Below are 13,070 nucleotides of genomic sequence, written 5' to 3'. Positions count from 1 at the left end.
TAATGAACAATGTTGATTTTTTCAACGTTGACTGGAGCGGAAATCAACATCCAAATTTATTAAATCAAGACAGCACGGTCACTGTTCATTTTTTCACCACGAATGCGTTGGAACTCGCTCAACAAACGTTCAATCGTTAAATCCTGCTTTTCTTCCTCATTTGCTTCAAAAATAATTTGACCCTTATCCATCATTATTAACCGATTACCAAGGTCTAGGGCCTGTTGCATATTATGGGTAACCATTAACGTAGTTAATTGGTATTCATTTACAATCTCTTTCGTCAGCTGCGTAACGAGCTCAGCTCTTGATGGATCAAGTGCAGCAGTGTGTTCATCTAGCAATAGAATTTTTGGCTCAGTGAAAGTCGCCATCAATAACGATAGTGCTTGACGCTCACCACCAGATAACAAACCTGCTTTTGCCTGTAACCGATTTTCCAAACCCAAATGAAGCATTTCTAATTTCTCCCTGAAGAAATCACGGCGTTTTTTTGATAAACCACTTCGAAGGCCACGCGCTCCCACACGTGAGTAGGCAATCGCTAAATTTTCTTCAATTGTCATTTTCGGTGCTGTACCCGCCATTGGATCTTGGAACACACGACCAATTAATCTTGCCCGTTTATGTTCCTTAACATGGGTTACGTCCTTCCCGTCAATCGAGACGGAACCAATATCGGTAATTAGTTTCCCGGAAATAATGTTCATCAATGTAGATTTACCGGCACCATTACTACCAATAACTGTCACAAAATCACCTTTATTCAAATGAAGATTCACATGATCTAAGGCAACCTTCTCATCAGGAGTCCCTTCATTAAATACCTTAAAGATCTGATTTAATGCTAGCAAGCTGCTCACCACTTCTCTCTACCGGACTCTGTTTCTTACTCGCTTCCAATAACCGTTTCCGCTTACGCTTTCGTTCACGCTGCGAATCAAGCAACTTTGGAATAATAAGCGCAATAATAACAATACAAGCAGTAATTAATTTCATATCTCCAGTTTCCAAAAATTGAACACGGAGGGCGATTGACACAATAATACGATATAATATCGCACCCCCAATTACAGCAAATGTTGCGCGGACAATATTCTTCGTACCAAAAATCGCTTCACCAATAATAACCGAAGCTAGGCCAATGACGATCATCCCGATTCCCATTCCAACATCACTGAAGCTACCATATTGTGCAATTAATGCTCCTGATAAAGCGACAAGACCATTTGATAATCCCAGTCCTAAAGTTTTCAGAAAATCGGTATTAGCTGAGAAACTACGAATCATCGTTTCATTATCACCTGTTGCTCGAATTGCCAAACCTAAATCCGTTTTTAGGAACCAGTCGATAGCAAATTTCACAATTAAGGTTAACAACAGCATGACGATAAGCGTTCCCCAAGTTTTCGGAACAAACTCACCTAAGCCAATATTAATAAGGGCAGATTCAAGCGCAGCATCAATGCCCAATTTGCTCCAAAAATCATTGATTTGTGTAATCAAGGTTTCTTCGTTTAAAAGAGGGACATTTGATTTCCCCATAATTCGTAGATTAATTGAATATAAGGCAATCATCATTAGTATTCCTGATAGGAGCGGATTTATTTTCCCCTTCGTGTGAAGTATTCCAGTCATAAGCCCTGCCAATACTCCTGCAAGTAGCGCTACAACTGTTGCTATAAATGGGCTAACCCCCTCAACTATCAACACAGCAGCAACGGCAGCCCCAGTTACAAAGCTACCATCCACCGTCAAATCTGGGAAATCTAATATTCGAAATGATAGATAAACCCCTAAAGCCATCAGTGCGTAAATCACACCAGCTTCCAAAGAGCCAAATATGGCGGTAAACATATGATTCTTCCTTTCTATCATGGCTGTATGAATGTAAAGGTAGTTGACCGTAACTCAGATCAACTACCTTCACACCACTTATTACAACTATGTTCAATGGATTTGTTTTTCCACTTACTATTTTATTTCAGCCATTTCTTCCCATTCTTTTTTGATTTCAACATTCATTTTTTCTGCGGCATTTTTATTGATGACAAGTGTCAGTTTCTCAGGATATTCAACCGGTATTTCACTCGTTTTCTTCTCGCCCTTTAGAACTTTAGACGCCATTAAGCCTGCTTGATATCCGATATCATAATAATCAAATCCGTAAGCTGCAAAACCGCCATTTTCTACAGAATCAAGCTCACCGACAAATAATGGAATATCATTATCCTCAGCAACCTTCACAACGGAATCAAGAGCAGCTACAACCGTATTGTCTGTCACAATATAAATCATATCAACTGCACCAATTAAGGACTCGGCAGCCTGTTTAACTTCTGCTGTTGTAGATACTGTCGCTTTTACAAGCTTTAAGTCTGTACCTTTTGCTGCTTTTTCCACTAGCTTAATTTGCGCTTCGGAATTTTGTTCACCGGCGTTATAAATCAAACCAACTTTGTTCCCTTCAAACTGTTCATCAATAAATTTAACAGTATTAGGAATCGCATCTGGGTGATTATCAGTTGTACCAGTAATATTCTCACCTGGCTCATCCATTGCCTTTACAAGCCCAGGTGCAACAGGGTCTGTAACAGATGTAAAAATAATTGGAATATCCTTCGTTGCATTCAATGCTCCTAGTGCACTTGGTGTTGAATTTGCGAAAATCAAATCAACATTGTCACCTACAAAATTTTGGGCAATTGGTAAGTTATTGTTCATGTCTGCTTGAGCATTTTGAACATCGTATTCAACCTTTAAACCCTCATCCTTAAGTGCTTGTTTAAATCCTTCAAAAGCTTTATCAAGGGAATCATGCTCAACAAATTGGCTTACACCAACTTTATAGGTTTTTTCGTCAGAACTTCCGTTATCACTAGTTTCCTTACTGCCACAACCGCTAAGTATAACACTGCCAATTAAACTAGCAGCTATCAGCGTTTTCCAACCTTTTTTCATGGTTTTTCTTCCCCCTCAATTTTGCTTTTTTACTTTTCCGCTTTTATGCACTAAATTATAGCGCGAAATTATTTTTAATTGCAAGTATTTTTAGATATTTTAAATATTTTTCGGATTGATTTATGACAATTTTCTGTCAAATAACTGATTTAACAACATAAAATATGTTATTCTAGGTTTTATCTTATTTACTACCCCTGATAAATATTTATAATTTTTTCCAACAAACATTATCAATTTATCTTTTTTAAATAATATTTCTGTCGAAGCCTGTCCGTTTTTGCTATTCCAATATTTAATTAAAAGTAAAACCACGATGTATTATGGCACCGTGGTTGTTTGGGTTAATAGAGTAATTGAATAAAGTCTTCTTTTGTGATATTACCGAAGTAATGTTTAATATCGATATCCGCTAGTGCTTGTTCGATTAGCGCTCGTTCGTAACGTATACCTACAAGGCGTTCTTCAATGTCTTGGACATCTCCTATCCCAAAAAAATCTCCGTAAATTTTACATAACCCAATCTCTCCCTTATTCACCTCTAAGCGAACATCAATTTGGCCAACTGGAAAGCGGTGTGAATGTTGAAGATTGAATTTTGGTGACTTTCCATAATTCCAATCCCAATTTTGATAGCGTTCCTTTGAGAGTTGATTAATTTCCTTCCAATCCGATTCTGTCAAAACATATTCAGGAATATCAGTTTCACCTTCAAATATGCTTTCTAGCAACAGGTGTCTGAAATCTTCTATCGTGATACTTTCTGATAAAAATTCAGAGATATTCGCGACCCGGCTGCGAATTGATTTAATTCCCTTCGATTCAATTTTGTCCTTTTTCACTTTTAGAGCAGAAACTACACTATCAATTTCCGAATCGAACAAAAGTGTTCCATGGCTGAACATTCTTCCTTTAGTCGAGAACTGGGCATTTCCGGAGATTTTCCGACCTTCAGCAACGATATCATTCCTGCCACTAAGCTCAGCGTTTACACCTAATTTTTTTAGTGCGTTTATGACGGGTTGGGTGAACTTTTGGAAATTATGAAAACTTTCTCCGTCATCCTTAGTGATAAAACTGAAATTCAAATTTCCTAAATCATGATAAACTGCCCCACCCCCCGATAAGCGCCGCACAACATGAATCCCATTTTTCTCAACATAATCTGTATTGATTTCTTCAATCGTGTTTTGATTTTTACCAATGATGATTGATGGCTCATTTATGTAAAACAATAAATATGTTTCATTTATATTTAATTTTTTTAATGCGTATTCTTCAATTGCAAGATTTATCCGTGGATCTGTTATTCCCTTATTATCGATAAAAAGCACAATATCGCCTCCATATAAATATTAGTCGATGATTATTTTTAAATCTTGAAAAGCAAGCTGTATTTTTCCTGTGAAATGCTGTCCTGCTTCTTCAACAAGCTGCTGTAAATTCCCGAAATGAGGAAGATGAGTAAGTACCAGCTCTTTTACATTTGCCTTACTTGCTAGAGTTCCACAATCGAAGCTCCTCATATGACCCGCGGCTTTTCCATCCAAATTCCCATAAAAATTGCACTCGCATAATAGCACATCAGCATCCTTAGAAAAGTCAATTAATTCTGGCTTAAACGAAGTATCGGCTGTATATACCAACACCTTTCCTTTTGCTTCGATTCTCATTGCAAAGCAAGGAACAGGATGCGCCGTCTGTAAAAATTGGATTTTAAATGGTCCAACATTTAAGGGAGCAATAGGCTCATAAGCAATCCCCTTTGTGATTTGCTTATAGGTAAGCTTTTCAAACTCTTGGGCATTTAGCTGATGTCCATAAATCGGCAAGTTAGGCAAAGTTCCAGCCAGTATCCCTTGGATTAGCCGAGCATGCTGAAGTACACCTATGTCGGCAATATGGTCTGAATGATAATGTGATACGATGACAGCATCAATTTGCTCAGGCTTCAGCGTGTTTTGCAGTTTTGATAACACACCGCTCCCACAATCAATTAATAAATGAAAACCTTCACATTCCAATAAATATCCCGAGCTCGCTTCATTTGCTTTAGGATAACCACCCCAACAGCCGATTATTTGTAATTGCATATTACTTCCTCCCAACATATTGATTTGCCATTAGTATTACTATACTCAAATTTACCGATAAATTATATTTCCAGAATTTTGTTTTAAAACACCGATTGACCAATTTCATCTGTTATATTACAATAATCTTAACATTAACAAAGTTCTTACAATTCGATTTTTAAGGGGGAGCATCACGATGATTAAAAACGTCCTAGAATTTTTTAAAAACTTACCGAAAAAAAAATGTGCAGTGTGTGGTGAAGAGATTGAAGAACAGCATGAATGTTACGGCAATACATGCGATAAATGTTTAAGCGTTACTAATCAATAGGGTTCCCACATCAATAGTGTGCCATATATGAAAACCCCAGTCATGTGACTGGGGTTTCTTTTGAAGGTACTACATTTCACAAAATATTACGTTATTTAATGCATTGTTTAACATCGCAGGCATTAATTCAAGTAATCGTAATCATAAGTATTAATCAAAATCAATTTCTTGTTCAACTTTTAATATTTACACCCCAGCCATTTTTTCAAGCTGGGTGTAAGGATTGTTTTATTAATTAGCCACCTGTTCTTCAAAAGTCTCTTTAAAAGCCGAATAGCTCCGTTTGTGTTTAAAATTAAAATACGTCACTGTTCCAGCAATAAATAAGAGAATGAATCCAATCAGTACACCAAAATTCATCCACATAAATGAAAAATCACCACTGGAAATAACTGCTTTAAAGCCTTGTACAGAATAAGTCATCGGTAACAGCGTATTAAAGCCCTGTAGGAATTCTGGAATTAATTCCAGTGGAAAGGTACCAGCGCTTGTTGTCAGCTGTAAAATCAAAATTAGAATCGCAACAAATCGACCGACATCACTCATGGTTGTGACTAGTACTTGGATTAAAGTGATAAATGTTAAACTTGTTCCAATTGCAAACAAAATAAATAATGGAACATTTTGAACTTCGATACCTAAACCAAAATAGATAATAGCAACAGCAATCAAGGCTTGAATAATCCCAATAATTGAAATGACGCCAAACTTACTCATAAACCAACTCCAGCCACTTTTTGGAACTGCCACGGGCTCCCTTAATGGAAATACTATAGAAAGCAAGAGTGCTCCGACAAATAAGCCGAGGGATAAGAAGTAAGGCGTAAATCCCGTTCCGTAGTTTGGCACTTCATTCATTTTTTCATTTTTCACCCCAACAGGTGAAGCAAACATGCTGAAGGTTTCTTCATTACCGTCAACCTTTGATGCTTGGTTTGCACCTTCAGTTAACTTACTGGCCAGTTCTTCAGTTCCTGCCTTAAGCTCCGCATTTCCTGCTGCAACTCGTTCAGCCCCGTCAGTTAACTGCCCTGTCCCATCAATGATTTTATCAGTGCCATCAGATAGCTGGGTCATTCCACTAGAAAGTTCATTTGTTCCACTAGCAAGCGTTAAAGCACCATTTTTTGCAGTTGCAAAATTTGTTGAATATGTTTCCATACCACTATTAAATTGCTTTTGCCCAGTAATGATTTTATTAGATCCCGCTTGCAATAAACTGCTGCCATCAGCTAGTTGTTCAATGCCGGATTGTAGTTGAGTTTGTCCATCCATTAAACTGGACAATCCTGAGGTTAATTTGTCGCCTCCTTCTGGTGAGGACATCATGTCGGCTAAATAGGCATTCCCGTCAGCAATAGCCTTACTTCCAGCTGCTAATTGTGCAAATGAATCATTCAGTGCTGCTTGCTGCTCAGTTGGTAATTGACTTAATAACGGTGTTAATTGCTTCTGTAAACTGAGAATCCCTTCGTTGATTTTCTGTGCTGAACTAGATGTTGTTGTTGCACTCGTTTCAACTTGCTTTAGGAGTTTTTCAGTTCCTTTCTGCAATTCTTCCGTACCACCAAGAATTTCTGGCATCTTGCTGTTTGCTAAATCTATGCCTTGCTTAGATTTAGCAATCCCTTTGCCTAGTTCCTCTTCACCTGCTAATAGTTCATTTGAGGCATTTTGTAACTTTTCATGACCATCTTCAAGTTGTTTTAAACCAGAAGCAAGAGTTGCAGCACCTGTTTGTAAATCTTTTGTCCCAGTATTCGCTTTTGTCATACCAGTTTGAAATTCGACCGCCTTACTAGCAAGCAACTTGAGCGATTCGTGTAGCGATTCGGTGCCATCCTTTAAGCTTAGCGCGCCTTCATCAATTTTAGCCGCACCATCACTAGCTGCAACCATGCCATCCGCGAGCGCACCAACTTTATCAAACATCGTTTCAGCGTATGTTTCAGACACTTTCTCTGAAATAGACGCTTTCAATTTCTCAATCGCCGTATTTCCAATTTGAGCTGAAAGAAAGTTATAACCTTCATTCGGAATATAGACAAGTTCTAGCTTCTGTGGGTTTTCATCCAACAGCGTTGTTGCGTTTTCTGAAAAATCACTCGGAATTTGGATCATCATATAGTACTCTTGACCTTTTAAGTCCTCTTTTGCTTTGGTTTTATTTTCAGAAATGTGAAATTCGAACTCATCACTGTCTGCAAGCTTCTCGGATAAGTCTTTCCCAAGCTCTAAAGCCTTTCCTTCAAAAGTAGCCCCTTGATCCTCATTAATCACTACTACCGGTAGCTCATTTAATCGAGCATACGGGTCCCAAAAAGCCCATAGGAACATACCGGCATATAGAACAGGGATAAACAAAATTGCAATGACTGGTATGAGAACTTTTTTATTTTGAAAAATGGACAACCATTCCTGATACATAAGCCTTTGTTTCATACTTCACACTCCTTATTTATAGTGACGAACTGACCGCTTTTCTCAATTGGTCATTTAATTCGTAAAAATGAGGATTATCTAAATCGATAATCCTTTTACAATAAATCGTTCAAATAATGAGCCGATTTCTTCCTTCGATAAAGGTGAATGCTTTTTTTCCCAATCAAATATGAGCGATATATAGAGTTTAATCATAATAAAAGCAGTCAGCTCAGGATCACATTTGGCAATATCACCCTTTTCAATGCCCATGATCAGCTTTTCTTTCATATAACTGATTATCGTTTGCTCTACCTTTTCAATCATCTCTTGAACTGCCGGCGTTCCCATCTCTCTTTCTTCCTGAAATAGTTTAATCATCAATTGGTGTTGATTGCGAAATTCAATCATTTTAAATAGAGCACGATGGAGATTTTCATGAAATTTTAGTGAACTATCGATTGTTTCCGCCGCTGCTACCTTCATTTCCTTCATTAAACTGAGCATGATTTCATCAAACAATTCTTCTTTATTTTTAAAAAAGGTATAAATTGTCCCTTTACCAACATTAGCTAATTTCGCGACTTGATCCATCGTTGTTGCTTTATAGCCAAATAAAGAGAATGATTTAGTTGCAGCTTCGATAATCATCTGTTTTCGATCTATCACCAACCAACATCGCCTCCTCTCAAAATGACTGAATGACCTTTTTAGTCATTTAGTACGTTATTAATTTATCAGACCTGCTTGATAAAAACAAGAAAAATATTTTACTAACAAAAAAGCAACTGAAAACAGCTGCTTTTTTGTTATTTATCTAAATACTTCAATACTTTTTTTACTGTTTCCTCGGCTTGGTCAATACAGTCAGGGACTCCAATTCCGCGATATGAGCTTCCAGCTAAAAATACTCCTGGTAAATCCTCAGCTACCCGATTTGTAACAGTCTCTAGTCTTGACTGGTGACCTACAGTATATTGCGGCATGGAATCCTTCCAACGTGTTACAACCGACAATTCCGGTTTCTCTGTAATATCCATCGTTTTTTTCAAATCATCCAAAACAATATTAATAATCTCATCGTCAGAAAGGTCGACAATCGTTTCATGTCCTGGACGGCCTACATAGCAGCGGAGCAACACCTTTCCATCAGGCGTGCTGTGCGGCCATTTTTTATGAGTCCAGGTACAAGCCGTAATAGAGAAGTCGCTATTCCTTGAAACAACAAAGCCTGTTCCATCAATGTCTTTTTTAATAGCTGATTTTGAAAAAGCAAGTGCGACTGTAGCTACAGAAGTTGCTGGCACCTCTTTAAATACCGAAAAGTAATCATATTGTGAAAAAATTGACGCTGCCACATAATGCGGGACAGCAACGACAACGCTATCAGCGATAATTCTTTCTCGGCTATTCAACTCAAGCTCGTACTCTTTGCCAACCCTTCGAACTGATTCCACCCGATAACCTTTAATAACCGATTGCGGCTGAAGCTTAGCTTCAATCGCTTCGACGAAGGATTGCAATCCAGTTGATACGGTTAAAAACTGTCCTTTTTTCTTTTCCGAGCTTGCTGAGATTTTCGGCTTCGTCGGTGTCGATTTTCTCATTCCTAAAATTAAACTGCGATATTTTTGCTCTACCTGATAAAACTGTGGAAAGGTTGATTGTAGGCTTAATTGATCAATATCCCCAGCATAAATTCCAGACAACAATGGTTCAATAAGATTCTCTAAGACTTCGTCACCTAAGCGGCGGCGAAAAAAATGTCCAAGCGACTGATCTTCTTTACCTCTAGAGCGCGGTATAATTAAATCTGCAGCAGCCCTCATTTTTCCAGTCACAGAAAATAAATGAGTTGTAATAAATGGTCCTACTTCTGTTGGAATACCCATAATCGAACCGCCAGGCATCGGATAAAGACGTCCATTTGCAAGTATGAACGACTGACCTGCGGTATTGTTCACAAGCTTATTATCAAGTCCTACTTCTTTAGCTAGGCGCATGGCACTATGCTTTCGCTCAAGGAACGAGTCCGGACCTCTTTCAATCACATAACCATCTTGAACAACCGTTTGCATCTTACCCCCAAGACGATGCGATGCTTCAATTAACTTCACTTCAAAGGGTAGGTTTTGTTGAATCGCTTGCTGTTGCAAATAGTACGCCGTTGCAAGACCGGTAATTCCTCCCCCAATAATCACTACCCTCTGTTTCTTTTCTAACATGGTAAAACCCTTCTTTTCGGTTTATTCACTAGAGAACTGATAATTTTTTCAAGACGACGGTTGCCATTGCATCTATAAATTCTGGTTTTGAGTTTGGCATTTCTGGTCGATAGTAGCTTGCTCCCACTCTGTCTGTTACTGCTTTACATTCTGTATCATTGTCATAAAGCACCTCTAAATGATCAGCAACAAATCCGACTGGTGTGTAGACAAACGCCTTATAGCCTGCTTCTTCAAACAAGTCTGCTGTTAAGTCCTGCACGTCTGGTCCAAGCCAGGGCTCAGGAGTGTTTCCTGCACTTTGCCAACCGACTGCAAATTTTTCAATCCCCGCTTCCTTTGCAATTAAATCTGCAGTTTCTTGAAGCTGATCTGGGTATGGATCACCCATTTGTACAATTCTTGCAGGGAGGCTATGTGCTGATACTATTAACATCGCGTTCTGTCTTTCATTTTCTGGCATTTTGTCATATGTATCCCGAACCTGTTTTGCCCAATATTGAATAAACTTAGGCTCTTGATACCAGCTTTCTACACAGGTAAACGTCGGACCGCCAAGCTTTGCCGCTTCTTCCTGTACTCGTCCATTGTAAGTTTTTATGCTAAAGGTAGAAAAATGCGGAGCCAGTACAATGCTGACTGCTTCTTCGATACCATCATCATGCATCGCTTTCACGGCGTCTTCAATAAAAGGCTCTATATGTTTAAGTCCAAGGTACATCTTAAATTCTATTTCGTCCTGAACACTGTTTAAATGCTGTTCAAGCTTTTCGGCCTGATCTAGGGTAATTTTAGCCAATGGTGAAATACCACCAATCGCTTCATAACGGTTTTTTAAATCCTCTAGCATTTCAGGGGTAGGTTTCCGACCATGGCGGATATGTGTGTAATAACGTTCGATGTCCTCTTCTTTAGTTGGTGTCCCATAGGCCATTACTAGAAGTCCCATTTTCTTTTTTTGCATTTGTCTCCACCTATTCTATACTTTTATCTTCCTGTGTATTTTCCCAAAAAAGTATCAATTTTAGCAACAAAAAAGCTTTTTATTGAAAAGAAGCCCCGAAAAGTAGCTAAGACTCCTCCAGTTGGAGGAAATACACTTAGGAACCTAGGGGGCTTTCTCTTTAAAATACTTTTAGTTGTAGTAATTAACCTTGTAACTTTGATGCAGAATACTCATGAATAAAGGTAGTAAGTCGTTTTAAAGTATCTGGGTTCACCTGTGGGAAAACACCATGACCAAGATTGAAAATATATCCTGGTTGAGCCATTCCTTGATCTAAAATTGCCTTAGCTTTTTCTTCAATTACTTCCCATGGAGCAAGTAAAATTGCCGGGTCTAAATTTCCTTGAACTGTTTTATTGATTCCCATTGAACGAGCTTGTTCGATTGGTAAGCGCCAATCTAAACCAACTACATCTAATGGTAGGTCGTTCCACTCAAGAGCTAAATGACTAGCGCCAACACCAAACATAATTAATGGTACACCTTCAGCTCTTAATTCTGAGAAGATTTTTGTCATCACTGGTTTAATGAAGTAACGATAATCTTCAACGTTTAAAGCCCCTACCCATGAATCAAAAATTTGAACTGCTTTAGCACCAGCTTTAATTTGTGATTTTACATAAGTAATCGTTGTCTCACCAAGCTTGTCCATTAACGCAAACCATGCTTTTGGCTCTGTATACATAAACGCTTTAGTTTTATTGTAGTTTTTAGAAGGACCGCCTTCAATCATGTAGCTAGCTAGAGTGAATGGTGCACCAGCAAAACCGATTAGAGGTACTGACAATTGTTCTTGTGTTAAAATACGGATTGTTTCAAACACGTAAGGAAGATCTTCCTCTGGATGTATTTCTCCAAGTTTCTCAACATCCGCTAAAGATGTGATTGGATTTGTGATAACCGGACCAATTCCTGATTTTATGTCAACATCCACACCAATTGCCGGTAGCGGAGTCATAATATCTTTATATAGAATTGCAGCATCTACATTATAATTTTCAACCGGAAGGCGTGTAACGTACGCACATAATTCAGGCTGATGAGTGATTTCAAATAAGGAATATTTTTCTTTAATTGCACGGTATTCCGGCTGTGAACGACCGGCTTGACGCATATACCATACCGGAACATAATCTGTTTTTTCGCCTCTAGCTGCTTTTAAAAATGTTTCGTTGATCACTTTCGTCATGAACATATATCCACCTTTCAAAACTAACTGGTTCTTATTTTTAGTATATACTAAAATCAAAAAAAACTAGGGTTATCGAAGACATAACTGTTTCCAATATATCCTTTTCTTTTATAGTTGTATAGATGACGCTTTCAAATGTCGATAAATTGACGATTTTCACACAATTTTAATGTGTAATAGTTATTGATTTTTGCAGGATTGGCTATTATTATCTTGAATTTTATATAGAGGAATGACCAAATATAAAGCTGAGGTGAGCTTTGATGAATGTATATATGACAAGTGGAACCTACGATTATTTGTTTAAAATCAAAAACAATCATCCGAGTGAAACGATGCTGCTGATGGTTTATGAAGATCAGGCACTCCTACTGCACGAGACCGCTGGTGATACTATTTTCAAAGAACCACGAAAATATGAAGTCCTTGACTCCGTTGGGGATTTTGGCACTGCTCGATTTATCGTAATGAATAATATTCCGGTTTCCGAGGAAGGTCGAGCATTATTTGAACATCGTTTTAAAAACAGAAACCGTTCCATTGAAAAAATGCCTGGTTTTGTAGGGATTCGAGTATTGCGACCATTAAGTTCTGAAACATATGTAATCGTAACGCTCTGGGAGGATGAATCACGTTTTGAAGGGTGGAAAAAATCTGAAGCATTTGGGCAAGCACACGGAAAACCTTCTCCCAGCGGTGCTGCTGAGAGTGGATCCCCGAAAAAGATTTTCTCTGGCTCTTCCTACGTGACAAAGTATTACGTTCCTGAAGAAGGATGATTTCGTGGAAGAATGGGAATGCTCATGAAAATGACTTCCTATTCTTTTTTTTGTGCCATTTACATGTACCGCTCACAACT

At 38.2% G+C, this 13,070-nt stretch carries 12 protein-coding genes; 2 read left to right on the top strand and 10 right to left on the bottom strand.

Annotated elements, in window-relative coordinates:
• Positions 1–59: 59 nt before the first annotated feature.
• The 5 genes from FXW34_RS06375 to FXW34_RS06355 all read right to left on the bottom strand — a co-directional run bounded on the left by FXW34_RS06375 (position 60) and on the right by FXW34_RS06355 (position 5,054).
• On the bottom strand, positions 60–854 hold the full coding sequence (locus FXW34_RS06375) for an ABC transporter ATP-binding protein (RefSeq protein ID WP_147533137.1): 795 nt from the start codon (positions 852–854) through the stop codon (positions 60–62).
• Complete coding sequence (locus FXW34_RS06370) at positions 829–1,857, bottom strand: ABC transporter permease (protein WP_147533136.1); 1,029 nt, start codon at positions 1,855–1,857, stop codon at positions 829–831. Before FXW34_RS06370 ends, FXW34_RS06375 begins: the two co-directional genes overlap by 26 nt.
• A 117-nt stretch (positions 1,858–1,974) precedes the next feature.
• The gene (locus FXW34_RS06365) at positions 1,975–2,961 is read right to left on the bottom strand and encodes an ABC transporter substrate-binding protein (RefSeq protein WP_147533135.1); all 987 of its coding nucleotides are present in this window, start codon (positions 2,959–2,961) and stop codon (positions 1,975–1,977) included.
• Positions 2,962–3,305: 344 nt separating this feature from the next.
• The gene (gene lplA / locus FXW34_RS06360) at positions 3,306–4,295 is read right to left on the bottom strand and encodes a lipoate--protein ligase (protein WP_147533134.1); all 990 of its coding nucleotides are present in this window, start codon (positions 4,293–4,295) and stop codon (positions 3,306–3,308) included.
• A 21-nt stretch (positions 4,296–4,316) separates the two neighbouring features.
• On the bottom strand, positions 4,317–5,054 hold the full coding sequence (locus FXW34_RS06355) for an MBL fold metallo-hydrolase (protein ID WP_147533133.1): 738 nt from the start codon (positions 5,052–5,054) through the stop codon (positions 4,317–4,319).
• Between the two features lie 178 nt (positions 5,055–5,232).
• On the opposite strand from FXW34_RS06355, the gene yhfH reads away from it, so the two are divergent.
• Positions 5,233–5,367 carry a protein YhfH gene (gene yhfH / locus FXW34_RS06350; RefSeq protein ID WP_147533132.1) on the top strand — a complete coding sequence of 45 codons (135 nt, stop codon included), beginning with the start codon at positions 5,233–5,235 and terminating at the stop codon, positions 5,365–5,367.
• A gap of 231 nt (positions 5,368–5,598) precedes the next feature.
• On the opposite strand, the gene FXW34_RS06345 is transcribed toward yhfH, so the two are convergent.
• The 5 genes from FXW34_RS06345 to hemE form a co-directional block, all read right to left on the bottom strand.
• Positions 5,599–7,809: a YhgE/Pip domain-containing protein gene (locus FXW34_RS06345; protein WP_147533131.1), complete on the bottom strand. Its 2,211-nt coding sequence runs from the start codon at positions 7,807–7,809 to the stop codon at positions 5,599–5,601.
• Between the two features lie 78 nt (positions 7,810–7,887).
• On the bottom strand, positions 7,888–8,460 hold the full coding sequence (locus FXW34_RS06340; RefSeq protein ID WP_187118855.1) for a TetR/AcrR family transcriptional regulator: 573 nt from the start codon (positions 8,458–8,460) through the stop codon (positions 7,888–7,890).
• Between the two features lie 137 nt (positions 8,461–8,597).
• The gene (hemY, locus tag FXW34_RS06335) at positions 8,598–10,013 is read right to left on the bottom strand and encodes a protoporphyrinogen oxidase (protein ID WP_147533130.1); all 1,416 of its coding nucleotides are present in this window, start codon (positions 10,011–10,013) and stop codon (positions 8,598–8,600) included.
• A gap of 28 nt (positions 10,014–10,041) precedes the next feature.
• Positions 10,042–10,977, bottom strand: coding sequence for a ferrochelatase (gene hemH, locus FXW34_RS06330; RefSeq protein WP_147533129.1), 936 nt, complete (start codon positions 10,975–10,977; stop codon positions 10,042–10,044).
• Positions 10,978–11,161: 184 nt separating this feature from the next.
• Positions 11,162–12,208, bottom strand: coding sequence for a uroporphyrinogen decarboxylase (gene hemE, locus FXW34_RS06325; protein ID WP_147533128.1), 1,047 nt, complete (start codon positions 12,206–12,208; stop codon positions 11,162–11,164).
• Between the two features lie 266 nt (positions 12,209–12,474).
• Here hemE and FXW34_RS06320 point away from each other — a divergent pair, with 266 nt between their 5' ends.
• Positions 12,475–12,990 (top strand): antibiotic biosynthesis monooxygenase family protein, encoded by a 516-nt coding sequence (locus FXW34_RS06320; RefSeq protein ID WP_187118854.1) that lies wholly within the window; start codon positions 12,475–12,477, stop codon positions 12,988–12,990.
• Positions 12,991–13,070 lie beyond the last annotated feature (80 nt).

The sequence above is a fragment of the Bacillus marasmi genome (assembly GCF_902168435.1).
Taxonomy (GTDB): Bacteria; Bacillota; Bacilli; order Bacillales; family Cytobacillaceae; genus Bacillus_BU; species Bacillus_BU marasmi.
Note: the sequence above shows the minus strand (reverse complement) of the source record. Positions and strands in the feature narration are given on the sequence as shown.